This window comes from Nostoc sp. (assembly GCF_036918015.1).
Lineage (GTDB): Bacteria > Cyanobacteriota > Cyanobacteriia > Cyanobacteriales > Nostocaceae > Nostoc.
Genome location: NZ_JBALEO010000048.1, coordinates 1 through 26,441, shown reverse-complemented (window position 1 = coordinate 26,441; position 26,441 = coordinate 1). Strand labels below are relative to the sequence as shown.

23 protein-coding genes are annotated in these 26,441 nt (G+C 42.0%); 15 read left to right on the top strand and 8 right to left on the bottom strand.

What is annotated here, in order from left to right:
* Nucleotides 1-90: 90 nt before the first annotated feature.
* The gene (locus tag V7K61_RS11620; protein ID WP_335053467.1) at nucleotides 91-942 is read left to right on the top strand and encodes a hypothetical protein; all 852 of its coding nucleotides are present in this window, start codon (nucleotides 91-93) and stop codon (nucleotides 940-942) included.
* Between the two features lie 21 nt (nucleotides 943-963).
* The gene (locus V7K61_RS11615; protein WP_179065213.1) at nucleotides 964-1,965 is read left to right on the top strand and encodes a transposase; all 1,002 of its coding nucleotides are present in this window, start codon (nucleotides 964-966) and stop codon (nucleotides 1,963-1,965) included.
* Between the two features lie 84 nt (nucleotides 1,966-2,049).
* Here V7K61_RS11615 and V7K61_RS11610 read toward each other — a convergent pair whose 3' ends face one another.
* Together V7K61_RS11610 and V7K61_RS11605 are read right to left on the bottom strand one after the other, a co-directional pair.
* Entirely contained in the window at nucleotides 2,050-2,991 is a 942-nt protein-coding gene (locus tag V7K61_RS11610; protein WP_335053466.1) for an ADP-ribosylglycohydrolase family protein, read from the bottom strand.
* A gap of 89 nt (nucleotides 2,992-3,080) precedes the next feature.
* Nucleotides 3,081-4,022: an ADP-ribosylglycohydrolase family protein gene (locus V7K61_RS11605; RefSeq protein WP_335053465.1), complete on the bottom strand. Its 942-nt coding sequence runs from the start codon at nucleotides 4,020-4,022 to the stop codon at nucleotides 3,081-3,083.
* A gap of 394 nt (nucleotides 4,023-4,416) precedes the next feature.
* Here V7K61_RS11605 and V7K61_RS11600 point away from each other — a divergent pair, with 394 nt between their 5' ends.
* From V7K61_RS11600 to V7K61_RS11575, 6 genes are all read left to right on the top strand, one after another.
* Nucleotides 4,417-4,956, top strand: coding sequence for a hypothetical protein (locus tag V7K61_RS11600; RefSeq protein ID WP_335053464.1), 540 nt, complete (start codon nucleotides 4,417-4,419; stop codon nucleotides 4,954-4,956).
* 239 nt (nucleotides 4,957-5,195) lie between these two features.
* Nucleotides 5,196-7,112, top strand: coding sequence for a sulfite reductase, ferredoxin dependent (gene sir / locus V7K61_RS11595; RefSeq protein ID WP_335053463.1), 1,917 nt, complete (start codon nucleotides 5,196-5,198; stop codon nucleotides 7,110-7,112).
* A 268-nt stretch (nucleotides 7,113-7,380) separates the two neighbouring features.
* Nucleotides 7,381-8,025, top strand: coding sequence for a Uma2 family endonuclease (locus V7K61_RS11590; protein WP_335053462.1), 645 nt, complete (start codon nucleotides 7,381-7,383; stop codon nucleotides 8,023-8,025).
* Nucleotides 8,026-8,199: 174 nt separating this feature from the next.
* Nucleotides 8,200-8,907, top strand: a complete 708-nt coding sequence (locus tag V7K61_RS11585) for a 16S rRNA (uracil(1498)-N(3))-methyltransferase (RefSeq protein WP_335053461.1) — start codon at nucleotides 8,200-8,202, stop codon at nucleotides 8,905-8,907.
* Nucleotides 8,908-8,971: 64 nt separating this feature from the next.
* Complete coding sequence (locus V7K61_RS11580; RefSeq protein ID WP_335053486.1) at nucleotides 8,972-10,036, top strand: tetratricopeptide repeat protein; 1,065 nt, start codon at nucleotides 8,972-8,974, stop codon at nucleotides 10,034-10,036.
* A 116-nt stretch (nucleotides 10,037-10,152) separates the two neighbouring features.
* Complete coding sequence (locus tag V7K61_RS11575; RefSeq protein WP_335053460.1) at nucleotides 10,153-12,450, top strand: VIT domain-containing protein; 2,298 nt, start codon at nucleotides 10,153-10,155, stop codon at nucleotides 12,448-12,450.
* Nucleotides 12,451-12,558: 108 nt separating this feature from the next.
* On the opposite strand, the gene V7K61_RS11570 is transcribed toward V7K61_RS11575, so the two are convergent.
* Nucleotides 12,559-13,101 (bottom strand): hypothetical protein, encoded by a 543-nt coding sequence (locus tag V7K61_RS11570; protein WP_335053459.1) that lies wholly within the window; start codon nucleotides 13,099-13,101, stop codon nucleotides 12,559-12,561.
* A gap of 522 nt (nucleotides 13,102-13,623) precedes the next feature.
* Here V7K61_RS11570 and V7K61_RS11565 point away from each other — a divergent pair.
* The gene (locus V7K61_RS11565; RefSeq protein WP_335053458.1) at nucleotides 13,624-14,256 is read left to right on the top strand and encodes an esterase/lipase family protein; all 633 of its coding nucleotides are present in this window, start codon (nucleotides 13,624-13,626) and stop codon (nucleotides 14,254-14,256) included.
* A gap of 55 nt (nucleotides 14,257-14,311) precedes the next feature.
* Here the strand turns inward: V7K61_RS11565 and V7K61_RS11560 are convergent, their stop codons facing one another.
* Complete coding sequence (locus tag V7K61_RS11560) at nucleotides 14,312-14,743, bottom strand: VOC family protein (protein ID WP_335053457.1); 432 nt, start codon at nucleotides 14,741-14,743, stop codon at nucleotides 14,312-14,314.
* 582 nt (nucleotides 14,744-15,325) lie between these two features.
* Between V7K61_RS11560 and V7K61_RS11555 the strand changes: the two genes are divergently transcribed.
* From V7K61_RS11555 to V7K61_RS11545, 3 genes are all read left to right on the top strand, one after another.
* On the top strand, nucleotides 15,326-16,147 hold the full coding sequence (locus V7K61_RS11555) for a DUF92 domain-containing protein (RefSeq protein WP_335053456.1): 822 nt from the start codon (nucleotides 15,326-15,328) through the stop codon (nucleotides 16,145-16,147).
* Between the two features lie 345 nt (nucleotides 16,148-16,492).
* Nucleotides 16,493-17,275, top strand: a complete 783-nt coding sequence (locus V7K61_RS11550) for a peptidylprolyl isomerase (RefSeq protein WP_099102542.1) — start codon at nucleotides 16,493-16,495, stop codon at nucleotides 17,273-17,275.
* Nucleotides 17,224-19,926 carry a type I secretion system permease/ATPase gene (locus tag V7K61_RS11545; protein ID WP_335053455.1) on the top strand — a complete coding sequence of 901 codons (2,703 nt, stop codon included), beginning with the start codon at nucleotides 17,224-17,226 and terminating at the stop codon, nucleotides 19,924-19,926. Before V7K61_RS11550 ends, V7K61_RS11545 begins: the two co-directional genes overlap by 52 nt.
* A 124-nt stretch (nucleotides 19,927-20,050) precedes the next feature.
* On the opposite strand, the gene V7K61_RS11540 is transcribed toward V7K61_RS11545, so the two are convergent.
* Nucleotides 20,051-20,245, bottom strand: a complete 195-nt coding sequence (locus V7K61_RS11540; RefSeq protein WP_335053454.1) for a hypothetical protein — start codon at nucleotides 20,243-20,245, stop codon at nucleotides 20,051-20,053.
* 245 nt (nucleotides 20,246-20,490) lie between these two features.
* On the opposite strand from V7K61_RS11540, the gene V7K61_RS11535 reads away from it, so the two are divergent.
* Nucleotides 20,491-22,251, top strand: a complete 1,761-nt coding sequence (locus V7K61_RS11535; RefSeq protein ID WP_335053453.1) for a S8 family peptidase — start codon at nucleotides 20,491-20,493, stop codon at nucleotides 22,249-22,251.
* 336 nt (nucleotides 22,252-22,587) lie between these two features.
* Here the strand turns inward: V7K61_RS11535 and V7K61_RS11530 are convergent, their stop codons facing one another.
* The 3 genes from V7K61_RS11530 to V7K61_RS11520 all read right to left on the bottom strand — a co-directional run bounded on the left by V7K61_RS11530 (nucleotide 22,588) and on the right by V7K61_RS11520 (nucleotide 25,685).
* Nucleotides 22,588-24,084: an HlyD family efflux transporter periplasmic adaptor subunit gene (locus tag V7K61_RS11530; protein WP_335053452.1), complete on the bottom strand. Its 1,497-nt coding sequence runs from the start codon at nucleotides 24,082-24,084 to the stop codon at nucleotides 22,588-22,590.
* 94 nt (nucleotides 24,085-24,178) lie between these two features.
* Nucleotides 24,179-25,054, bottom strand: a complete 876-nt coding sequence (locus V7K61_RS11525; protein ID WP_335053451.1) for an SDR family oxidoreductase — start codon at nucleotides 25,052-25,054, stop codon at nucleotides 24,179-24,181.
* 253 nt (nucleotides 25,055-25,307) lie between these two features.
* Complete coding sequence (locus V7K61_RS11520; RefSeq protein WP_335053450.1) at nucleotides 25,308-25,685, bottom strand: hypothetical protein; 378 nt, start codon at nucleotides 25,683-25,685, stop codon at nucleotides 25,308-25,310.
* A 128-nt stretch (nucleotides 25,686-25,813) separates the two neighbouring features.
* Between V7K61_RS11520 and V7K61_RS11515 the strand changes: the two genes are divergently transcribed.
* On the top strand, nucleotides 25,814-26,005 hold the full coding sequence (locus V7K61_RS11515; protein WP_334706085.1) for a hypothetical protein: 192 nt from the start codon (nucleotides 25,814-25,816) through the stop codon (nucleotides 26,003-26,005).
* Entirely contained in the window at nucleotides 25,998-26,186 is a 189-nt protein-coding gene (locus V7K61_RS11510; RefSeq protein ID WP_334964361.1) for a hypothetical protein, read from the top strand. Before V7K61_RS11515 ends, V7K61_RS11510 begins: the two co-directional genes overlap by 8 nt.
* Nucleotides 26,187-26,441 lie beyond the last annotated feature (255 nt).

Below are 26,441 nucleotides of genomic sequence, written 5' to 3'. Positions count from 1 at the left end.
TGATTGTGTATTATTTGGCAGACACAATGCTACATATACAGTCCTTTAACTCAAAATACTGCCAGAGTGCATCTACATAAGTCTTGTCCTATGAATAACTCTTACGAGAATTCGTTTCTTTCTAAATCTATTTTCAACACTCAGAACATTGTCTTAGCTAATATTGGCTGGGCCGTACTGGCACTGCTATACTTTTTGTTGTTTAGTGCCAAAGTTCCCGGAGCCGATGGCATAGAAAGCCGGGCTGAGTGGTATGTGATTGGCACAAATATTTTTGAAGCTTTAGCTTATTTGGCTGCCAGTATCTTATGCTTGAGGAACTGGCTGAGTCCACAAATCGTCAGTGGCCGGAATGTTTGGCTCTTAATTGGGTTAGGTATGCTTTCCTATTTCGTTGGGGGGATAATTTTTGGCTATACCGAGATAGTTTTAAAAGATGAACCGGATGTGTCTGTAGGCGATATATTTTTTGTACTGACTTATCTATTACTTGGCGCAGGCATGATTTTAGCTGTGGCTTCCAGGCGAATCAATCTGGAAAAATGGCAGTGGCTAATTGTGTTAGCAATTGCAGTATTCGGTAGTTTGTTGGCATGGTGGATTTCTATACAACAGGAAACATCTACGGAACTGCTAGTCGCTATTTTGAACTGGTTTTACGTAGTTAGCGATGTAGTTCTGTTAATTATTGCTACCACTCTGCTATTAGCCTTTTGGGGAGGAAGAGTTTCCCAGTCTTGGCGAATGATTGCAGCGGCGGCCTTTTCGCTTTACATTGCAGATATGTGGTTTAAATATGCCCAAGGCCCCAATTATCAAAGTGGAGAGATATTAGAAGTGTTTTGGGTGTTTAGTGGAGTGTTATTTGGTATGGGCGCTGCCTTAGAATATGACGCATCACTAAGACGAACGCGGCGTACCAGCACAAGAAAACGAGCTTAGTAAGGATTTTTGGTATCTACCGTGAGAAAATTAACTGACTCTGACAAGCAAGAAATTCTGAAGTTATATCGAGAGACTGCCGAAACAACCTCAACTCTGGCAGACCGCTACGGTGTGAGTAACTCGACAATTAGTCGCCTGCTCAAAAGTACTTTGCCAGAGGATGAGTATGAATACTTAGTCTCTTTAAAGCGGGCTGCGAGAACTCCTGAGGGAAGGGCACAGGTTAGCTACGAGCAGTTACCACTGCTGACTCAACCTGAGCCGGAGATAGAAGTTCCACCCATTGAAAGCCCACCTTTGGAAGTACCAAAGGTTGAGCCACTACCACGTAAGATAATTCGTGTAGAGCAGGAACTTTACTCAGAGGAAACGGCGGAGTCAATCGCCGCTAGTAGACGGGTGCGGCGACGCCCCTCGGCCGCGGAAAAACCGAAACTCCGAGTCACATCTGAGAAATTAGAAACTCCAGAGCCAAAGCCACCGGAAATAGTCAGCATCTCCATCCCGCCTCTAAAGGTTGAACATCCAGGAGCAGCCGTCATCGCGCACATGCTGGGCGAAGATTTGCTAGACGAATCAGAGGATTTGGATGATTTAGATGATGATGATTTAGAGGATGACGATTTTGAGGAAGAAGACTTTGATGATGATGACCTGGATGAGGAAAGACCTTTAGTTACAAAACGCAGACCAGGTGAAGCATCAGTTCAAGTTTTACCTCTGTCGGTAGCCAATTTGCCGAAAACTTGCTATTTGGTAATTGACCGTTCCTCAGAATTAATTACCCGGCCTCTGAAAGACTTTGGTGATTTGGGGCAAATTCCCAGCCTGGAAACTCAGCAAAGAACTCTGCCGGTGTTTGATAACCATCGTGTCGCCAAGCGTTTTTCTACAAAGCGCGATCGCGTGATTAAGGTTCCAGATAGTAAAATGCTCCATAAGGCTCGTACTCATTTGGAAGCCAAGGGCATCACACGACTGCTGATTGATGGTCAAGTCTATTCCTTGTCTACGGTTTAAGATTGAGCGATTCAATTTTGGATTTTGGATTTTAGATTTTGGATTAAATTTCAATCTAAAATCCAAAATCTAAAATTCTTACTCCTAACTGTAAACAGCCCTTGCAAAACGCTCTGCCAGATAGATAATGTCTTGTCTACGAGCAATTTGGTTCATCCATTGTTTAGGAATATTTTCCACGCCGTAGTAAATTCCCGCTAACCCACCGGTGACGGCGGCGGTAGTGTCGGTATCTCCGCCTAAATTTACAGCTTTCAACACTGCCTCAGAATAAGACGAGCTATTTAACAAACACCATAGGGATGACTCTAAGGTGTCAATCACGTAGCCACCAGAATTAATCTCTTCTACTGGTACTTTGGCAATCTCACCACTAAAAACTCTGCCAAAATGGGGCTTCTCTAATAAAAATTCCGGCACAGAATAAATTGTTTGAATATCTTGCAATCCTTGTAAATAAGCTGTTTGCGGGTCAGCCCCTTCTAACAGCGCCACTGCAATACTAATATAAATACCACAGGTCATTTGAGAACGGAGATGAGCATGGGTAATGGAAGAAACTTGATGTACCCGTGCAATCAATTCATCCAGAGTTAAACTTTTGTGACAATAAGCCATCGGCAAGATTCTCATCAGAGAACCATTGCCATTACTATTTTCACTACTACCACCTGCTTTCACGGGTGGAGTTCCTTGTTTCCAGTTCACAATTGCTAAAAATGTGGTGTTACCGATATCAAATACTTCGCCTTGAGCAGTCCAGTAACTTTCGTGATACCAGCGCCAGAAGGAATTAGCAATCGCATCCAGCGAAAATCCCTCACAAAGACATTCTGCCAAACAAAAAGTCAGCGAACTGTCATCTGACCACGTACCAGCAGGAACATCCCAAGTTCCATAACCCAGCATTGATGTGACTGGAGATTTTACTCGTTCAGCGCGGCTGGTGAACTCCACTGGCACACCCAATGCATCACCAATACATAAACCCATCAAACCAGACAATGTTTTTGTATCGGTTAGCATTGTTCAACAGTATGAAACTTTTCTACTACTGATTTTACTTGCGAAAAGCAACCGAACAAACGCTTGGGATGATAATTCCTCATTCCAAACTAGCTGTAAACAGCCCTTGCAAAACGCTCTGCCAAGTAAATAATGTCTTGTCTACGAGCAATTTGGTTCATCCATTGTTTGGGAATATTTTCTACCCCGTAGTAAATTCCCGCTAACCCACCGGTGACGGCGGCGGTAGTGTCGGTATCTCCGCCTAAATTTACAGCTTTCAACACTGCCTCAGAATAAGACGAGCTATTTAACAAACACCAGAGGGATGATTCTAAGGTGTCAATCACGTAGCCACCAGAGTTAATCTCTTCTACTGGTACTTTGGCAATCTCACCACTGAAAATTCTGCCAAAATGCGGCTTCTCTAATAAAAACTCCCGCACAGAATAAATTGTTTGAATATCTTGCAATCCTTGTAAATAAGCCGTTTGCGCGTCAGCACCTTCTAAGAGCGCCACTGCAATACTAATATAAATGCCGCAGGCCATTTGCGATCGCGCATGAGCATGGGTAATCGCCGAAACATCATGTACCCGCGCCAGCAATTCACCTAAAGTTAAGTTTCTATGACAATAAGCCATCGGCAAGATTCTCATTAAAGAACCGTTGCCATTACTATTTTCAACCTTGCCGCCTGCCTGATGGGGAACAACTCCCTGTTTCAGGCGCATAATTGCTGTGTGGGTAGTTTGACCAATATCAAAGACATCACCACGGGGAGTCCAGTAAGCCTCCTTGTACCAGCGCCAGAAGGAATTGGCTATAGCATCCAAGGAATACCCTCTACAAAGACATTCTGCCAAGCAAAAGCTTAAAGAACTATCATCTGACCAAGTTCCTGGTGGTTGATTCCATGTGCCATAACCTAACATCGTTGTCACTGGAGATTTTACTCGTTCAGCGCGGCTAGTAAACTCCACCGGCACACCCAACGCATCACCGACACATAAACCCATCAAACCAGACAATGTTTTTGCAGCGGTTAGCATTATTCAATCTCCACAAAAATTGCTCAAAATTAACTTTATAGATTCCCTCTATAGCTTGTTGCAACAGATGTTACAGCCTACTTTTTCATCCTCTGTGAAAAGCTCGGCAAAAAATTGTTATTCGGATATTTTATTTACCAGATACTTACTAAGTTTTAGTTCCAAATATTGTGCCAGTTTTCAAAGCGTCTATTTTGGGAACAAAGAACTCGGACTAAAAGACATTGAATGTAATTATAACAGCTAATTTATTATTTTCAGAGTTAGTTAGCTTGTAAATTATAGGCATCAATAGAAACATTCATTTAACAAAACTTAGAAAAATTTCGGAACATTCTCACACAATTTTCGACTTGGAATATACAAGTAAAAAATACAAAATTTGGACAAAATTATGAAACGCTTACTCAAGTCTTTCTTGACAATTTCTGCATTGTCTTCCTTAATAGTTGCTCCTTTTGTTCTATCAGCTGGTCAAGCTTCTGCTGAAACCAAAAAGGGTACTGATGCTAGTTATGTTGGCGCTGGTGTTGCAGCGGGCGTTACTAGTGGCGGACAAGGTATCAACGACGATGCTACATTTGGCGGTAATGTCACAGGTCGCGCAAAATTAGGAAATACGCCGTTTTCTGCACGCGGTAATGTCCTCTGGAGCGATAAGACAAGTGCTATCATCCCAGAACTTTCTGTGGATGTACCCATCGCTAATAAAACTAATGCCTATTTAACTGGTGGTTATTCTTTTGTAGAGAAAGATGGCTCACCAACTCCCATAGGTAATAGAGATTCAGTAGTGCTAGGTGCTGGCGTTGAATCGGAAGTTGCTAACAATTTCCTCGTCTACACTAATGCCAAAGTCGGACTTGGTGCTTACCAAAATAGCGATGCTTCTGCTGTTAGCATCAATGGTGGTATTGGCTATCGTTTCAAATAAAAGATTATTGAGTCCTCATTCGCTCTATACTTTACTTAAGTACTCAGGACTCAGCACACAAAACTCATTACTCCTAAAAGCTGGTTTTGTTAAGTGTTAAATCACTGATAAAGCCGGCTTTTGCCGTGGTAAAATAAAAGTATTCCTCATTATTCCGGCCGGATTACCGGGGATCAAGTAGCCGAAGGGTGCTGATTCGGCGTCTACTAATGCTTTATTGAGAATCCTATACAAGTCTAATGGTTAAATCTGCTCCTTCCCCAATCGCTAGCCGTAAGCCTTCCAAAGTCGAAGGAATCAAGGAAAATAGTAATTTTTTGCGTGAACCTGTAGCAACTGAGATCCTGCAAGACACTACCCATTTTACTGAAAATGCGGTACAGCTTTTGAAGTATCACGGCTCTTATCAGCAGGATAACCGCGACAACCGCACCAAGGGACAGGAAAAAGATTACCAGTTTATGCTGCGGACAAAAAATCCGGGTGGTTTAGTACCGCCAGAGCTATATCTAGCTTTAGATAAAATCGCTGATGAGTATGGCAACCACACCTTACGAGCAACTACCCGTCAAGGTTTCCAACTGCACGGAATTTTAAAGAAGAATCTTAAATCAGCAATTGCCACCATTGTCAAGAACCTGGGTTCTACTTTGGGAGCTTGTGGTGACATTAATCGAAATGTGATGGCACCACCAGCGCCTTTTAAGAATCGCCCAGAGTATCAGTATGCTTGGGAGTATGCCCAGAATATTGCTGACTTGCTGACAGCGCAAACAGGTGCTTATTACGAAATTTGGTTAGATGGGGAAAAGGCAATTAGTGCTGAAGAAGCCCCAGAGGTGAAGGCAGCCCGACAGCGCAATGGGAATGGCACAATTATCCATGACAACGAAGAACCGATTTATGGCACGTACTATATGCCCCGTAAGTTTAAAATTTGCGTGACAGTGCCAGGGGATAATTCGGTAGATTTGTATTCCCAAGACCTGACTTTGGTAGTGATTACCAATAAAAAGAAGCAATTAGAAGGATTTAATATTTTCGCTGGTGGTGGTTTAGGTAGAACCCACGGGAAAGAAGAAACTTTCGCTAGGTTAGCAGACCCCATCGGTTATGTGGCAAAGGATGACGTTTACGACGTGGTGAAAGCGATTGTTGCTACCCAGAGAGATTATGGCGATCGCACCGATCGTCGTCATGCTAGATTAAAATATCTAATCAACGATTGGGGTGTAGATAAATTCCGCGCCCAAGTTGAAGAATATTTTGGTAAAGCAATTGAAGCCTTCAAACCACTGCCAGAGTTTAAATTTCACGACTTCCTCGGCTGGAATGAACAAGGTGATGGCAAGCTATTCTTAGGAATTTCCATTGAAAATGGTCGAATCAAGGATGAAGGTTCGTTGCAACTGAAAACCGCCTTGCGGGAAATTGTCGAGCAGTTCAACTTACCCATCCGCCTGACATCCAACCATAACGTGATTTTTTACGATATCGAACCAGATAGCAAGGAAGCTATTCAAGACATTCTCAGCCGTCACGGTGTCGGAGACGACCCTAGTAAAATCGAACCTTTAGTACGGTATGCAATGGCTTGTCCGGCTTTGCCTACTTGCGGTTTAGCAATCACGGAATCAGAACGCGCAATACCGGGTATTTTGGAGCGGGTTCGCGCTCTATTAGATAAAATAGGTTTACAAAAAGAGCATTTTGTGGTAAGGATGACAGGATGCCCTAACGGTTGCGCTCGTCCTTACTTAGCAGAATTGGCCTTTGTTGGTAGCGCTCCAGAATCTTACCAATTATGGTTAGGGGGTTCGCCAAATCAGACTCGACTGGCACAACCTTACACAGAAAAGCTGCACCATAATGACCTAGAAAGCTTCTTAGAGCCGATTTTTGTTTACTTTAAGAAATCTCGGAAATCGAAGGAAAGCTTTGGTGATTTTTGCGATCGCGTTGGTTTTGATGCCATCCGCGAATTTGCTGCTAGCTACGAACCCCAAACAGCCAATGGTACAAGTAAATCACGCCATCGGGTGAACTTGAAAGAAGAGGTTTATAGCAAGTTGAAAGAAGTAGCCGAAAGTCAAGGTAAGCCGATGACTCAGTTGGTGACTGAAGCGTTAGAGGTTTACTTCCAGAATCTTTCCTAAGCCGAAAAATTGAAGATAATGAAATCAAAGAGAGGCACAGATAAATCCATCTGTGTTTCTTGTGTAAGTCCTAATACACTTAGTACACAGTTTCGTAAATTCGTGGCAAATTGAGGGTTTAAGTCTAAACGCATAGGCGCTTCTCTACGAGATGCTACGCGAACGCCTTCCCGCAGGGTAGGAGCGCAGAGGAGCGCAAAGTTTTTTTGGAGCTATTTATTCTTTCCCCATGCTCTCTTCGGTGACACATCCACAGGAAACCTGAACTATGGTAACGACAGCAAAATCCGCAGAAACTAGGGATGTGCTGCAAAACATTAGCTGGCAGACATTCAAAGCGATGCTGGCAGATATGGGATCTGAACGAAATAAAAGGCTAGCTTATAACAACGGCATAGTAGAAATTATGACCCCGTTGATGCCACACGAAAATTCAAACCGTCTCATTGAAGGTTTTGTTCTTGTGCTGTGTGAAGAATTTGGTTTGGAAGTTAAAAGCGCTGGCTCGTTGACTATGACGCGGGATGATTTGGAGCAAGGAGGCGAACCGGACAGTAGCTACTATATCCAAAACGAATTATTAGTCCGCAACAAAGAAAATATTGACCTGAATACAGACCCACCACCAGACTTGGTATTGGAAGTGGAATATTCTAGACCCAAGATAGACAAGTTGGCTCTTTACGCTTCAATGAGAGTCCCAGAATTCTGGCGGTATAACGGAAATGTGTTGCGCGTTTACACCCTCAATAGTGGACAATACTCGCAAAGCGATCGCAGTCCAACTTTTGCGCCTGTGCTGGTGACGGAAATTCCGCGATTTATTCAAGAAAGCAAGAAAATTGGACAAATAGCAGCAACTCGTGCTTTCCGTACCTGGGTTAGACAGCAGATTTCTACAGCAGGGCAATAATTTATTAAACAGAATTCAGGAGTCAGGAGTCAGAATTCAGAAGGAATTCTGTATGACTGGCGGATAGCGCAGGGTTAGCGAGTATTCGTACTTTTACAGAGAAGCAAGCTACGCTTTTAGCGTCTTGATTCTGACTCCTGAATTCTGACTTCTGAATTCTTCTTCAATAAAAAAATGTCTCAACTGCAAAGAATTGCGATCGCACCCTCTCAATTTCAACAAGGGCAAATTTTGCTCACCAAAGAACAACAGCATTATTTAGGGCGGGTGTTGCGCTTGCGTGAAGGCGATCGCTTTATTGCAATGGATGGTATGGGGAAATGGTGGTTAGCGCAGTTAGCAGGGGAACAAGCAGAGGTTTTAGAACCGCTTTTAGTAGAAACAGAATTACCTGTAGCAATTACGCTGATGGTGGCGTTACCCAAAGGCAATGGATTTGATGAAGTGGTGCGGTGTTGTACAGAGTTGGGAGTAACTTGTATTGCACCAGTATTGAGCGATCGCACTTTGCTTCATCCTAGTCCTCAAAAGCTCGAACGCTGGCGGCGCATCGCTGCGGAAGCCGCTGAACAGTCAGAGCGCTCATTCGTGCCGACAATTTTAGAGCCTGTTACTTTTAATACTGCTATCACTGCCAATCAGACAAGTCACCGTTACATTTGTGAGGCTCGTGGTGATTATCCTCATTTAAACAAAGTGCTGAGTAACATCTCTAGCGAGATTGTCATTGCGACTGGGCCAGAAGGGGGATGGACAACACAAGAAATTGAGAATGCGGAGTCAGCTGGATTTCAACCTGCTTCCCTTGGTCGTCGCATCTTGAGAGCAGTTACAGCCCCAGTAGTAGCATTATCCTTGATTTCCGCAGCTTGTGAAGTATAAATGATTTATAGCTCACGCAAAAGTAATTTTGGGTGAGACATCACTCCAGCGTGTATTTAAAGTGATGATTGAGCAAGTTGCGATCGCTTTTGAGCATAAAGACTATAAAACAGCAGCTAAATTACTCAAACAGCTGCAAAAAGAATCACCCGAAAATCCTTGGGTACAATATTATCTCGGTCGGCTACATGAAGTATCTGAAAAGCGCCAAGATGCAGAAAAAATTTATCGGCAACTGCTGCGAGATACAAGGAACGCCAAAATAGTAACGCTTGCACGCCAAGGTTTGCGACGGCTACAAGAAATTGAACTAGAACAAAGACAAAGAGCTATTTCCCAAGCAAAATCTGAACCAAATAACACCGAACTTGGCGTACTAGTTTTAGAGCCACTTAGTAACGATCTGAAAACAGAAGCGTCTCGGAAATTTGCCCAGATTATGCAGCTAGACCCCTACACTGCAAGGCTATTAATGCCAAGTCGTGGCTGGAGATTGTACCGCACTGGCCAAATAGGAGAACTAAAATTTTATGGCAAACAGCTACAGCAGGCTGGTATTCCTTGCTTTTGGGCAACGATAGCGCAAATTCAGCAAATTCAAGTTTATCAAGTCAAACATTTCCAAGCATCTACCGCACAAGCTACTGTTGTTTGCCGTAATGAGGTAAATCAACTTGGTTCTCTCACCTTTGACTGGTCAGAAGTCACAGCAAGAATAGTGGGACTTTTGCCTATTTTTGAACAAGTTGTAGATGTTGATGCCCGCCGTAAACTGGAATGGAAAACTCAAACACAAGACTATGCTCAGTTTTGTGATTTACACATACCTGGTAGACGTTGTATTCTCCGACTTTATGATAACGGCTATGAATTTAAGCAAGGTTTAGAAATCACTCCTCAAGCTAGCCAAAATACAATCAGAATTAATTGGAATAGTTTATCAAGTTGGATTGACCAGCAACTACCTCAAGTCAAAATCTGGTCAGATTTCACGTCTTTTGCAGATACAACATTAGATCAAACAGAAATGTTGAGTCATATCAAGTCTCACATTGATCTGTTTCGTCGGGAGCAGAGTAATTGGGATTCAGCTTTTCATTTATATAGTGGACTGGTGTTTGTTAAATAATTCGTAATTCTTAATGACGCTCGCGGACTCGCTAACGCTGCGCTAACGTAATTCGTAATTAAGTTACTGATTACCTACTTTAAGAAGTAAGTTTACAAATCAAATAGGAGTGTTCTATGAATACAGTAAGTGCTAAAAAACTAAAATTAGGCGGTTTATACGTTCAATCACCTCAAGGAGAACAACTAGTTTTTCCACTCAAGCATACAGAAGTTATCGCAAAAATTGCCGGTAATTTATCACGAGTTGAGGTTATCCAAAGTTTTGAAAATCATTTCACGCAGCCTTTAGAAGCAGTCTATATCTTTCCGTTACCCGATGAGGCGGCGGTGGATAACATGGAAATCAAAATAGGCGATCGCATCATCAAAGGTAATATTAAAAAACGTGAAGAAGCTGTAGCTATCTACGAAAAGGCAAAACAAGAAGGACGCACCGCTGGACTTCTAGAACAGGAACGAGACAATATTTTCACCCAATCTCTGGCTAATATCAAACCTGGCGAACAAATTGATGTCACAATTCGTTACACCGAAAGTTTAAAATTTGAGGCGGGAAACTACGAATTTGTTTTCCCGATGGTGGTGGGGCCAAGATATATTCCGGGAACGCCGATAGATGGTAGCGGTGATACAGACCAAGTTCCTGATGCTTCTCGCATTACACCGCCTGTAGTCTTAGAAGGAATGCGCTCAAGTCACAATATTAATGTCACAGTCGAAATTGATGCGGGTTTACCAATTTCGGAAGTGCGTTCTCCTTCCCATCAATTAAAAATTGAACACTCAGGTCAAATTGTGCGGATTCAATTAGCCGGAGAAGATACAATTCCCAACAAAGATTTAATTCTCCGCTATCAAGTTTCTGGTAGAGAAACTCAATCCACAGTATTAACCCAAGCCGACGATCGCGGCGGACATTTTGCAATATATTTGATTCCAGCTTTGGAATATTCCACTGATGAGATTGTCCCCAAAGATGTTGTATTTTTGGTAGATACTTCCGGTTCCCAATCTGGCGATCCATTGCAAAAGTGTCAAGAGTTAATGCGGCGATTTATCAATGGGTTAAATCCCAACGATACTTTCACAATTATCGATTTTTCCGATAGAGTTAGGCAGTTATCGCCAAAACCTCTGCCGAATACAGCAGAAAATCGTACTAAGGCGATCGCTTACATTAACAATTTACAAGCTGATGGCAGTACAGAAATGCTCAGTGGCATTCGTACAGCCATAAATTTCCCTACACCAGTTGGAAGATTACGCAGTGTTGTACTTCTAACTGATGGCTACATTGGTAACGAAAATGAGATTTTAGCAGAAGTACAACAGCACCTCCAACCAGCAAATCGCCTTTACACTTTCGGTGTTGGTAGTTCAGTCAACCGTTTTTTACTAAATCGCATTGCCGAAATTGGCCGGGGAATATCCAAAATTATTCGTCATGATGAACCCACGGAAGAAGTTGCTGAAAAGTTTTACAGGCAAATAAACAATCCTGTACTCACGAATATTCAAATTTCTTGGCAAGATGACACAGAATCGCCTGTGATTTACCCAAAGGTAGCGCCTGATTTATTTTGCGAACAACCATTAGTTTTATTTGGTCGCAAACAAGATAGAGTCAGTGGTAATCTGCAAATCTCCGGTATTGCTGCGGGTGGTAAGCACTACGAAAAAACGTTTAACCTCAAATTTGAGGAAACAGGAAATCTTGCTGTAGCGCAGTTATGGGGACGCGCTCGGATCAAATACTTGATGAATCAAATGGTGAGTTTTGAAACCAAAGCTGGTGTAGAAGCGGTTACAAAAACAGCCTTAACTTATCAACTGCTTTCTCAATACACCGCTTTTGTAGCTGTCAGCGATGACGTGCGGGTTGAACCAGGAAACGAATATCTGTCTATGCAAGTGCCAGTGGCAATGCCTGAAGCAGTTAGGTTTGGCAAAGCTTCGGTTGCCAGCAAAATATCACTCTCAATGCTATCAGCGCCAGCTTCAGCAGAAGCTCCCGATGTTCTCTACAAAAAGCGATCGCTACAATCTCCAGCAGCCAAAGAAGTCGAGATATCTTTGAGCTTTGATTTAGAGGAGATGGAACAAGATGAAATCTTAGACGCAGCCATCAACCATCAGTTAGAGGTTATCAGCATCACTGGCTTGGATAATACAGAAATTGCTGATCTAACCCGACACCTTCAGCAACTAAACTTTCCTTCCGGCTTCAGTGGTGAAATCGTCTTTGAGTTCACCGTCAAGAAAGGTCGGGTAGAACGGGTAGTTTTGGATGAGGAAACCTCTATCCTAAAAGATCCAGTTGTAGTGGAGAAAATTAAGCGATCGCTCTTACTTTGGAGAGTTCCCCCATCTACAACTGGCAAAGTTATCTTAACCTTGCATCTTCACGCTTAATCTATAGAGACCGTAAATTTACCATACTCAGTACTGAGTGCTGAGTTTTGAAGTTGAGTACTCAGCACTCGGAACTCGGAACTCAGCACTCTTGATGGTCTCTATGAATTATTTAGATGTTTTAATCTGACGTGCCATTTCTAGATAAGCACTCATATTCGCTCCTGGACGACGACGACCATTAGAGCTAGTAGTCGAAGGAGCAAGATATTTTGGTGCAAAGGTTGTTTCAGTAGGCTGCTCTTTGAGTACTTTGGCTGCTGCGGCTTTTTCTTTTTTGCCCGGTTCAACTTTCAGACCTTCAGCAGTCTGGACTAGTTGAACATCGGCTGGTTTGGGATTTTTAGCTGATTTTTCCTTAGCCTTATTCTTAGCCGCGGCAGTTTTTGTTCCGTTCAATGAATCTGGCTTAGATGGAGTTGGTGCTTCTGATGTAATTGTCTCTGCTACTTTCTTAGCATTTGATGCAACTGTCGATGTAACTGTCTCTGCTACTTTCTTCGCGTTCGATGCTACCTCTTTAGCAGCATCTTTGGCAGCATCTTTAGCTTCGTCCAATTCTAAGAAGTAGCCGTTGCTTTTCTTCTTCCCCGGTAACAGTCCGGTAATGAAACCCAAAATACCCGAAATTAACTTTTTGATAAAATCCATTACAATTACTCCTGCCTTTTACCTTTTATATTTTGAACTCAACCGTAATTGTTAAAAATTACGACAGAATGTTACATTATCTACTTGGCGTCACCCCATCCTGGTGACAACCCTTATAGGTTTGTGCTTAATTAACATTGTAGTAAAACCACAGGGCAAATGTTCTATTGCAAGCATTTGCAACCTGCACACACCGAGAACTAATTATTAAATTTTACTGTAGCTAAGAGCAAGATTCTGAAAGCAAGCTTTACAAGAATTAACATTTCTTTGTTTGGTAAATACCCAATTGAAGTTAGACAAGCAGTTTACTCTCAACCAGTGGAAAGAGCGTCATAGCCGAATAGCAAATGGCAAGATTAGTTCGTTAAATTTTATACAAACTATTTTTTAAAGCATTTCAGTTTTGTTTGCCACAATATTTTTATAAAGAAAAAATCCGAAAAGCAATAGCTTCAGTTTGTAGAGCAGAATGTGTCTACAAAAGTGGAATACACCCTTTAATTCAGTTAGATTTTGTAAATGAACATTGAAAATCAACAACGCAATCCCGTTTTGTTAATACACGGCATTGACGACACAGAGGCAGTTTTTCATAAAATGAGGGCATACCTCATACAATGGGGTTGGTCTGTATATAGCCTGAATCTGGTTCCTAATAATGGTGTAGTGGGTCTTGATGAATTGGCAAAACAAGTAGCTGATTATGTTACAGCCACCTTTGCACCAGAACAACGCCTAGATTTAATCGGCTTTAGCATGGGAGGAATTGTCAGCCGTTACTATGTTCAGCGACTGGGAGGAATTAACCGCGTGCAGCGGTTTCTTACCATCGCTTCGCCCCACTATGGAACTGTGGTTGCTTATGGTTCTAGCCGTCCTGGTTGCCTACAAATGCGCCCCGACAGCATTTTTCTCAAGAATTTAAATTCTGATGCTGTAATGTTGGGGCAGATAGATTTTACGTCTATCTGGACACCTTATGATTTGATGATTGTCCCAGCGAATAGTTCACAAATGTCCGTAGGACGCGAAGTAATAGTACCAGTTGCTCTACATCCTTGGATGTTAACAGACCCCAGGAGTTTAGCAGTAGTGAAAATAGTTTTAGAGCGTATTAAGCTACCCTACCTTAAGAAAGCATCTACTCAGTAGCCAGAATGGTTGCCACGCTTGATTTATTCATCTTTAATTACGAATTACGAATTTCTTAAGTCCTATCCCCAATTTGCGTATGTTCGTAACTCCCAAAAATCGCCTCTGGGTGACGATAATACTTGAACTCCATGAGGTTATAAAAGGGATCTTCTAAAAAGAAAGTGCGATGCTCAAGAGGAGAACCGACAAAGCGATTTTTGGTTTCTTCACGAAAAAGTAGCTGTTGTTGTTGTGCCCTTTGTAGTAAGTCTTGCCAGTCACGTTCTTGGGTAAAAATTAGCCCAAAGTGTCTGGGATAGATAGTTTGTTGCGGTATCAAAGGTTCTTTTGTGACATGAGCCACTAATTGATGACCGTAGAGATTGAGTATCAGGGCATGGTGGTTTTCACGACCAGGAATGCAGCCCAAACCATCTACATAATATGCTTTTGTTTGGGCAATGTCAGTTACAGGAAAAGCTAGATGAAATAAAGTTTGGCTCATAGCTTATGTGAAAAGGACTAGTAATTTATGCTATCTACAATTTATGCTATTAAGTTTTGATTGTGGTTAATTTGAACACAGTTTTTATTGATATTAACTTATATTCTTTATCCTTATTACTAATATTGGGGACTGAGTAATACTCAGCCACTGTACTCTGCGGCTACGGAGAAGAGTCTACCTAACTCAAAAGAAGTTTTGCATTTTGTTTAATCATTGCAGGGTATTTTTTAGTCACCTGATTTTTTTGCTTGAAACGCTTGTAAATCAGAGCCTTTTAGGGAATGAAACAGCCCTGCCCTTAGAAAGGGGGGAGACAAAATAATCCAGTTCCCTCCCATTAACAAGGGGAGGGTTAGGGTGGGGTAAACAAATATTTGATACACTACTACAGACTTTTCAAACATCCTCTAAGACATCATTGATGGTTTGACACTCAGTTTTCAGAGTGATGCCTACGCAATTTAGTTAATAATACCAACATATTACTTTACTTAGAGAGGTTTCAAAAATAAAGCACTAAGCATCACAAATTCGTTATTCTGTTGATATTCAGACAAAATTACTCATGAATAATTGCTGATGTCATCCTCAATAGATTCTGTAAATCCCTGGTTAGTAGCAGTAGTATTAAACACAATTTTATTGGGTTTAGCTTGGATTGCTCCGAAAAAGCTACTTACCCCTGCTGGATTATTCCACGCCTGGTTTTTGGCCATCTTAATTTGGGTAACTCTAGGCTGGCAAGGATATGCAGTAGTAATGTTCTATTTTTTGGTTGGTTCTGGCGTTACCCGCATCGGGATGGCGCAGAAGGAGGCAGAAGGAATTGCCGAAAAGCGTTCTGGGGCAAGAGGCCCAGAAAATGTTTGGGGTTCGGCTTTAATTGGGGCGCTGTGTGCTTTGGGAGTAGGAATAATAAATTCGGGATTCCTTGTACTTAATCCCCAGTCGCTAATCCCCAATACTTCGGCAATGCTCAGTACAAGTCCCCAGTCTCTATTATTGCTAGCCTATGTAGCGAGTTTCAGTACAAAGCTGGCTGATACTACTGCTAGTGAAGTCGGCAAAGCTTATGGTAAAAGCACCTTTTTGATTACCACACTCCAACCAGTACCTCGCGGTACAGAAGGAGCGGTAAGCTTGGAGGGAACTTTAGCTGGGATTGTGGCTTCTGTAGCGATCGCACTTGTGGGTTGGGGAGTTGGTTTAATCGATCTATTGGGAGTCGCTTGGTGTGTGCTGGCAGCATTTATTGCCACCAACCTAGAAAGTGTGATTGGGGCAACACTGCAATCTAAGTATACCTGGTTGACCAATGAAGTAGTAAATATTTTTAATACATTAATCGGTGCGATCGCATCTGTGCTACTTGCTTGGACATGGCTAACTTTCATTAACTAGGCTGACGAGAATAAACAATTACAATTACTCGCTTAAGTGGGGCATTTAGGCCGTTACCAGTTCTAGATTCCCCACTCAGCACTCTTGAAAGGCATTGATAAAAAATAACTATTTGCCTTACTACTGCGCCACCACTAATATTTTCAATCCTGATTTTGTCCCCACTAGACTGTAAAAGTGATCGTGGCAAATTATTTTATTTACTAGCTATATAATTTTTTGACCATTTAGATGTAATTAGTTCATTGAATCTTTATCATATTTATCCATGAATGACCAGATGATTTCTATATGATTTAATTTAAAAGTCCTATAAGTGTTTAACCATTTTCACATAATTAGTTCATGGAATCTTTATCATTTTTGACAATTAATGACCAAATAATTTCTATAGAGCAAGCAGTAAAGTACCTGCAAGCCTCTGGAAAATTGGGACAGTTCATTGGAGATATTCTCCGGCAGTACGTAATTGAGGAAGAAATCAGAACACGAGATGATATTGAAATTGGCACCGCAATAACTGAACAGTCAATAATTGACTTTAGGCTGAAAAATCAACTCACTGACCCCCAAAGTTTTCAAGAATGGTTAAAGACAAATAATACAGATTACGCTACTTTTCACACATCGGTTGCTTTTGGTTACAAGTTAGAAAAGCTGAAAGCTGTAGTGACACAAACAAAACTCCCAGAATATTTTATTGAACGCAAGATTTTCTTGGATCGGGTAGTACTTTCCCGAATTGTTGTTGATAACCGAGAATTGGCAGACGAACTCCAAACCCAAATTGAAGAAGGAGGTAGTTTTGAGCAACTAGCTAAAGAGTATTCTCTTTCAGATGACCGAATTGTGAATGGCATGATGGGAATCGTCAGCCGAGGTAGTATGCCGGATATATTACGGGCAGCTATTGATGTGGCCAGTCCTGGACAATTGATAGGCCCAATAGAAATCGTTGGCAAAGACTCTCCCCAAGGAGAAGGGCCTTATGGTTTGTTTCGAGTAGAACAATTTCTACCAGCGTCTTTAGAAGATACTCAACTACAGCAAGCACTACAAAATGAGTTGTTTGAAAAATGGCTAGCAGAGAAAATTCAAAAACTGACAGTCAAATTACAAGTGAGTTAAAAACTCTGGATAATGAATCTTTACGATTAAAAGTGCTAGCTTCTTTGCCTTGGAATCAGCCACCGCTATGCTGGCTGACTCCCGAACAACAATCCCGATTGGAAAATGAGTGCCAAGCCCGCCAGTATCGTCTTGGAGAAAAAATCTGGTCAAACGATGTCGGTGGCTATCAATTTTTAATTGTGGCTGGGAAAGTCCGCTTGCGAGAGGAGGGCGTTGGTAAACCAATAGCCGCTCTAGATGCGGGCGATTGGTTTGGCGACTTCCAAAAGCTGTCTGCGGATTTTAAAGCTGTAGCTGCTAGTAAAGAAGTAGTAGTAGTTTGTTGGGATACTGCGCTATGGACAGAATTTTCTCACCCACAAATTCAGGAATTTTGGCAAGCGTTACCAGTAGAGATGGAAGGACAAAGGGAGACATTTTCCTTTTCTAGCACTCCTTCAGTAACTTCAGCCTCAGACGGGACTTCCAGCCCCCACAGCCTCCAACCCCAAAAAGGACTCCCAGCCGCCAATTTAATCGCTGCAATTTATCCCTTTGTTGCCAGTTGGAATACCGCTGCTGCGTGTTTAACAATGGTGGCACAACAACTAGAAAATTCTGTGCAACTGGAATGGGTGCAGCGTCAACTCAGAGGACAACGCCCAAAACAGGTTGTGGAAGCAGCAGAAAAGTTAGGGTTAGTGTTGCGGCGCTTACAAGTGAGTTGGAGTGAGTTGCGACAGTTGTCATTTCCAGCTTTATTGCTGTGGAATTCTGACTCACCCCAGAGTCCATCCTGGGTGGTAGCTTATGGAGTTAAAGGCGATCGCTTAATTATCGCTAATCCTCTCAATCCCGAACGGACTTGTGAAAGCTTGCCGCAATCTATAGTTGAGGTGTCTTGGGATGGACAATTGTGGCAAGTAGAACTCATATCCCAGCAAGAAAAATTTAACCTTAGTTGGTTTACCCCAGCAGTTTGGAAGTATAAAGGATTGCTCACGGAAGTATTGTTAGCATCTTTTACCTTGCAGCTTTTGGGGTTAACAACACCGCTAATTACCCAAGTCGTCATTGATAAAGTGATGGTGCAGGGGAGTTTGCCAACTCTCGATGTGATGGCGCTGGCACTTTTATGCGTAGCCATATTTGAATCCGTACTGGGTATTCTGCGCCTATTCATCTTTACCCATACAGCTCGTCGTCTGGATTTGAGTTTATCAGCACAGCTATTTCGCCATCTGATGCGTCTGCCTTTGGCTTATTTTGAGTCGCGCCGCGTCGGAGACACAGTAGCAAGAGTCCAGGAACTCGAACAAATTCGTCAGTTTCTCACAGGTACAGCATTAACTGTAATTCTAGATAGCATCTTTGCTGTGGTCTACCTGGCATTGATGTTTTACTATAACGTCCCACTCACCTTTGTGGCCTTAGCTGTACTGCCACTATTTGCCACATTAACGATAGTTGCAACACCAATTCTGCGTAACTGGCTCAACGAAACCTTTAACCGGAGTGCCGATAGTCAATCGTTTCTAGTAGAGACAATCACCGGAATTCACTCCGTTAAAGCCCACGCAGCCGAACCAGTAGCCCGCGATCGCTGGGAAGGCTTATTTGCCCGCTTCATTCGCACAGGTTTTAAAGCTTCTACCACCTCCAATATCAGCAGCAACATTGGTGATTTTCTCACCAATTTGTCCACCATGCTGATTCTTTGGTTTGGTGCCAAGTTAGTCATTGAACAAAAACTCACAATTGGACAGCTAGTTGCATTTCAAATGCTGTCTGGTAGAGTCACAGGCCCACTTTTGCGCTTAGTACAGTTGTGGCAAAACCTTCAACAAGTGCTACTTTCTGTAGATCGCATTGGTGATATTCTCAACGTTTCCCCAGAAGCTGAACTGGGAACCGGCTTAGTTTTGCCACCTCTGAAAGGACAAATCACCTTCGAGCAAGTATTTTTCCGCTACCGCCCGAACTTTGAAGCAATTCTGCGAGGAATCTCTTTTAGTGCTGAACCAGGGCAGTTTGTTGGCATTGTCGGACGTAGCGGTTCTGGGAAAAGTACCCTATCTAAGCTATTACAACGCCTCTATCAAATTGAATCAGGACGCATCCTGATTGATGGTTTTGATATAAAAAGTGCCGATTTAGCCTCACTGCGGCAACAAGTTAGTGTAGTTCTCCAAGAAGACTTTTTATTTAACGGTTCTATTTTGGAAAATATCACTCTCGGTAGTCCTGACATTACCGCAGAGCAAGTAGTAGAGGCGGCAAGATTAGCCGTGGCTCACGACTTTATTAGTCAATTACCCTACGGTTACGAAACCAATGTTGGCGAACGCGGTACAGCTTTATCTGGTGGACAGAGACAACGTATTGCTCTGGCAAGGTTATTTCTTTCCCAAGCGCCGATTTTAGTTTTGGATGAAGCTACCAGTGCCTTGGATAGTGAAACTGAACAACAAGTACTGCAAAACCTGCAAAAAATTTCCGCCAACCGTACTGTGTTCCTGATTGCTCACCGCTTTGCTCCCCTTAAACGTGCCGACTTGATTTTGGTATTGGAGCAAGGTGTGATTGCTGAACGTGGTACTCACTCACAATTGTTGCAACAAAAGGGTTTGTATTGGTCACTATATCAACGGCAGCAAGCAAACATTTAATAGATTTAACTAACTCAAAGCTTGTGGGTACATAAAAATCGACGTTTGCAAAGGGGCTTAAGGATAGCCTTTGGCGAATGGAGCATAACTCCGTTCGTCATTTTAATTTGGCTGATTTCAATAATTACCCTTGCTCCAGTCTAAGTAAGATAAATATTTTTATAGCTAGCGATCGCAGCAGTTCAAAGAGTAATACCAATTCAATTAATGATTGCAACACATCCTTGCGTAAAGACGCGATGAATCGCGTCTCTACAAATGGTCTATTTGTCGCATTCTTTTTTCTAATTGGTATAACAAAAGGAGTCGATAACGCCATGTTGCAATTTTTGCATTAGTCTCCATTAATACACCTTAAATATTTAAGATTTACTCAATAAAGCTACTTTTAATAAAAATCGTAATTATCATAATTTTTTTTGGTAATAAAATTAGCATTTTGTTATTAAATTCCATAGTAATTATTGAGAATGAAGTTTTATTCACAGATTGAAATCTTTTTATTGTAAAGGTTTCAAAGCTTCAAGCTGTCAAAAAACGGTTGCTATCTTTGAGAAAAAATTTATGCACATTGATGATGTTAATAACAATAAATTGTCAAACAAACAGCTAAATACCACTTCAATCTCCTCATTAGATAGCTTTAATACAAAAGATAACTACAGCCTCAATTTCAGCAGACGTAGTAGCTATAACTTAGCCGATGCTGATGTGCAGTTGCTAAATAACGATGAATCTGAAAATAGCAATAACGCTACTACTAATGCTTTTAGCACTCAAAATTATAACTCCACTAATGGCTATGGCTTGATTAATGGAGCAGCAGCAGTGGCTAGGGCTATTGGTCAAAATACCTTTGCTGATGTTCCCGATCTTGGTGGCAATAATTGGGGAGCAGACATGGTTAAAGCACCGGAAGTTTGGGCACAGGGATATACAGGTAAAGGCGTTGTTGTCGCTGTTGTGGATACTGGAGTTGACTATAACCACGAAGATTTAACAAATAATATCTGGACGAATACCAAGGAAATTGCGGGTAACGGTATAGATGATGATGGAAATGGCTATATTGATGATAATTACGGCTGGAACTTTGCCGATCAAAACAACAACACCCTAGATGACAACGGTCATGGTACTCATGTTTCCGGCACGATCGCAGGAGAAAATAATAACTACGGTGTCACTGGTATTGCCTACGATGCCAAGATTATGGCTGTCAAAGCTTTAGATAGCTCTGGCTCTGGTTCCTATAGTTCCATATCTAAAGGTATTCGCTACGCTGTAGATAATGGAGCTAATGTGATTAACCTCAGTTTAGGAGGCGCATCTTCTAATCGCACTCTAGAGTCAGCCATTAACTATGCCAGCAGTAAAGGAGTAATTGTTGTCATGGCAGCAGGTAATGATGGTGACTCATCACCAGACTATCCCGCTCGCTATGCATCCAAGTCGGGAATTGCCGTTGGGGCAGTAGATAAAAATAATAATTTGGCCGACTTCTCTAACCGCTCTGGAACGAATCCAATCGCTTACGTCACAGCTCCAGGAGTCAAGGTTTATTCATCAGTTCCGAATAATCAGTATGCAACTTATAGCGGCACATCTATGGCTGCTCCCCACGTTGCTGGTATCGTTGCCCTGATGCTTAGTGCTAACTCCAACCTGACTGATGCCCAAGTACGTCAGATTGTCACAGAAACCGCAGGAAATAGTACACAAACTACAAACTCTAGTTTGAAGATTTCTAATGTCAGTTCTCTAGCGAGTCAAGTGATTGCAGAAACCGCAGGGAATAACACACAAATTACAAGCTCTAGTTTTAACATTTCTAATGTCAGTTCTCTAGCGAGTCGGGTAATTGCAGAAACCGCAGGAAATAACACACAAACTACAAACTCTAGTTTTAATAGTTCCAATTTTGGTTCTCTAATCGGTCAGGGAATTACAGAATCCACAAGATATCTAACATCAGAAAATATCAATAGTTTTAACAGTTCCAACTTTGGATCTCTAATCGGTCAGAGAATTACAGAAAGCCGAAGATATCTAACACCAGAAAATATTGCTAGTTGGAATAATTCTGATTTTAGCCCTGTGATTGGTCAGGCAATTACAGAAACCACAAAATATCTGATATCAGCCGAAGGTAATAGCATATCAACAAATCCAGAATTATGGTCGCAATTTCAAAACTATGAGAAGATTCTGGGCAGCATCAATGTGAATAGCAATCAGGATGAGAATAATCCAGATTTTGTCAAACTACTAGAGGGAATGCAAAAACAAATAGATCAGTATAGAAAATTTTTGGGTATGGCTTGAAAATTATAGCGATTTGCAGTTGAGTTCAATACTTCTCGGTTAAGAAAACCAACCAACCTGCTATCTGTCGTGAATAAATGTAGGGGTTTAACAATGCTCATTGGTGTAAGCTTAAGCCGAAAACTATATCAGACAGGCGTTTTGCAAATCCCTCACGCCCTCATCCCCTAACCCCTTCTCCCTTGGGAGAAGGGGAATTGAATGTCTAGCTCCCCTCTCCCCAAGGGAGAGGGGCTGGGGGTGAGGGCAAAACGTTGTCACCAAGCGGGTTTAGCGTTAATTTGACACCACTGAACAATGCTAAACCCTTACTTGTCGCTAATCTAACAGACTGTCCTACCTAACGGAAAATGCCTCATTGAAACGCCGTGTCACAGGCTCAGTGATGAATGTCAAAATTGATTTTTTACGAGTGACAATTTCACCTGTAGCAGCCATACCTGGTGTAAATTCTACTTCTTGACCTCGAACATTGACTGCGTGTCTATTTAGCTTAATTCTCGTCGGAAAAACTAAACCCAATTCTTTATCAGCAATGGCATTTGGACTGACTTGCATAACTTCGCCATCCACAATGCCAAATTCTTGGAAGGGAAAAGTCGCCATTTTAACTTTTGCTTTCATTCCTTGACGAATAAACCCAATATCGCGGTTGAGAACTTTCACCTCTAGAAGCATTTCTTCCCCTTCCGGCAAAATTGACAGTAATTCTTCACCCGATTGAACTGGCCCCTTGGTGGCTTTGACTTTATAAATTGTACCGGCTACGGGAGCCTCAATCGTTTCTAAAGCTTGTTGCTTCCTCGCCTGCTCTAATTGACCTTGAACAGTTGTTAATTCTTCTTTACGCTTATTAAACTGCGTCAAAATTTCGCTTTGGCGTTCTGATGCTACACGCTGCGCCTGACTGCGTGCAGCGTTGTAAGCTTGTTCTGCTTGGCGAATTTCCTGGACTTGAGCAGCAATATCTTTTTCTAATGATGTGACTTTATCTTGAGCCTCTGTAATTCTATTCTGGGCGTTGATGACTTCATCTTGCGCTCTGGTGATTTCTGTCTTTGCACGAGTTAATCTTTCTTGGGCATCCAGGTAATCGACACGAGGCACAGCGCCAGGAGTTATTAGAGTACGTAGGCTTTTTTCCCTTTCTTGAGCCAGGGCTAAATTACTTTCAATTTTAATTCGGATGCTATCTGCATTGACAAGGTTGGTTTGAGCATTGCCAAAGCTGCTTTTAGCATTAACTAAGTTATCTTGCAACCTACTCAAGCGGACTTTGGCTTGATCTATGAGTGCTATTTGACGATTTGCTTCTGCTTCTGCTGCTGCTTGACGAGCTTGGAAGTCTTGCAGGCGGGAGCTTAAAAGTTCATCTTGCACTTTCGTCCCAGCAGTTTTGCCTCCAATACGTTCTGCATCCAAACGCTGTAAATCGTCTTGAATCAATCTAGTAGATTTGGCTAGGCGTGAAACATCGGTTATTTGCAAGTCTGGATCTTTTTGAATCAGAACTTGACCTTTAGTAACGCGATCGCCTTCTTGCACTTTAACAGCGACAATCGATCCTCCACCCAAAGATGTCACCGGTCTTACCTGTGCGGAGGCAATTAATTCCCCTGGTGCTGTTGCTACTTCATCTATTTGCGAGAAGTACGCCCAGGCGATCGCCCCAAATACGATGGCGGTCATCGTTCCCGCTAATAATCTAGTGTATAGGGGCGGCAATTCCTGTACTGCCTTCCCCAATTCATAAGTAAGTTGTTCCTCCGGTTGGGCGAATCGCTCTTTTGTCTGACGTGCTTGAGCAGCATTTGCAGCTAGAGAAGATTTCATTTGTGTCCTTTATCCTTTGTCCTTTGTCATTAGTCATTTGTCCTTTGTTATTCACTAATGACAAATGACTAATGACTAATGACTGATGTTTAATTTAAACTGCTAAATAGCGCCGCAAAAAACTTTCTAATGTCTCTAATTGGAAGTTAAAAATCGCCTCTAAATTGGCAATTTCATCTTTTGTACAGAAAAATTCATTTGCTAGCAATGTGCGATAAGTTCCCAAAGCTTTTTGAATTTTGGGATTAAATAAACCCAATGCACCCTGTAACCCATCAATGACAAATAGGGGTGAGTTAATTATTACTGGTTCTTTGGCGAAAATCCGACCAAAAATCCGGGGAATATCTTCTCGCAATAAAATCTCTGGCCCTCCGACGGGTAAAATCTGGTTACGAGCGCCTTCAACTGTCACAGAATCCACCACTATCTTTGCCAAATCATCAGTACTGACAATTGAGGTACGGTTTTTGCGATCGCCAACCAGCAGATATAATCCCGTTTCCCGAAATCTTTCTACCAGTGGCAGCAAGTTAGATGCTAATCCAGATGGGCGTAAAATAGTGTAATTTAAACCACTAGCTGCCAAATATCGCTCTACTGCTCGTTTGGCTTTGAAAACGGGAGCATCTTCATAACCGCGATCGGCTCCCAGAACAGAAATAAAAACAAAATGCTCTACGCCATTGGCTTTCGCCTGGTCGATGAGTTCAATATTGGCGCGGTAATCTAAAGATAGGGCATCGCTATCAGAACCGTGGGCGCTGATAATATATCGCACACCCTGACTAGCTTTCTGGATATCTTTTTCCTCTAGCAAGTCACCGATGAAGATTTCTGCACCCCTGTGTTCTAACTCGCTATAGCGCGAGGTAAGGCGGACAAATGCCCGCACAGATTGTTCTCGTTGTCGTAGGAGTCGCACAACTCTGCGACCAATTCCTCCCGTTGCACCAGTTACCAGAAACATATAAATACCTAAATTGAATAGTTACAGCGTTTATATAGCGGTTCGCTCGTTTGTATGCAATACACTTTGACCTCTCTCCAAACCTCTCTCCTTTTAGGAGAGAGGCTTTGAATCTTACTCCCCTTCCCTACTAGGGAAGGGGCTGGGGGTTAGGTCTCTATTGGTCAATAGGTCATACCTTATTTATCTTAATACTTTAAAAATTATCCCCTATATCTTTGTCGATGTAGGGGATAGAGTTATGGGATTAGTTTTACTGGCTCAACAGGTTAATAGCTTGTTCAAGCGACATCTTAGCCTTGTGCAAGTTCAGCAGGTTCTCCTGGTCGTATCGGTCAGGATAGCTCATTTTCCTGCCCTCTAAAGTTATGCGAATTAGTGCTACTTGCTCATCTGTGGGTGAATTCATTTCCTCTATAGCAGAACTGATTATCTGGATAGCGTTAAAGTTAGGGAATTTTAACCCTTTACCTTGCTTCATTTGTTGCAGCGCTAAAAGTGGAAATGCCATCAGGGTTACGATGTACGAGGTTTTGTATCCTGCATTCCCAGTTGGTTTGATGCCGTATCTACGACACAAGTCGCGTAATTCTTTAATAGTCTTGATTTCAAGTTCGGAACGCGTGAACATAAAATAGTAGTGTCCATTTTTGAAATTGGATATTGGTGGTTGTACTTCCAGCAAGTTGTAGCAACCACCAAAAAACAATTTATTGTTTTGGCACCAAGTAAATCAAGCCTTGCTTATATTTCTCAATAATGCCTAATCCTAAAGGGAATCCACAAAATTTACAACCAATTAAATCAAATAGAGAAGAATCATTAACAGAGAGAATTAACCTACGCATTACCAAAACGATGAAGGAAGAACTATCTACCAAGGATGATCCTCCAGAATTTTGTCGTCGTGCAATCCAGGAAGCGTTAGATAAAGATAAAGAGAATGCCTAACCCTAAAGGTCATCCAGAAAATTTAAAACCATTTAAATCAGAGAGGGAAGAACCTTTAAGTGAGCGTCTTAACTTACGTGTCACAAAAACTATGAAGGAAGAACTATCCACCAAGGATGATTCTCCAGAATTTTGTCGTCGTGCAATTCAGGAAGCGTTAGATAAAGATAGAGAAAAGTAATTTCAAAGGGATAGTTGTCACAAGTGCGTGAATTACTGGAATGAGTCAGCAATCAAGCATATTGAGAAAGCAATATGCTTGATTGCTTGCTAAAAACACTGAAATTAGTAAGTAAAAGCTCATTTTGCTTGCGGAAAACACCCAAACGAGAAAGCAAACCGGGGTTTGAGAAAGTAAAAGCTCCTTTTGCTTGCGGAAAACACCAAAATGAGAAAGCAAACTGGGGTTTGAGAAAGTAAAAGCTCCTTTTGCTTG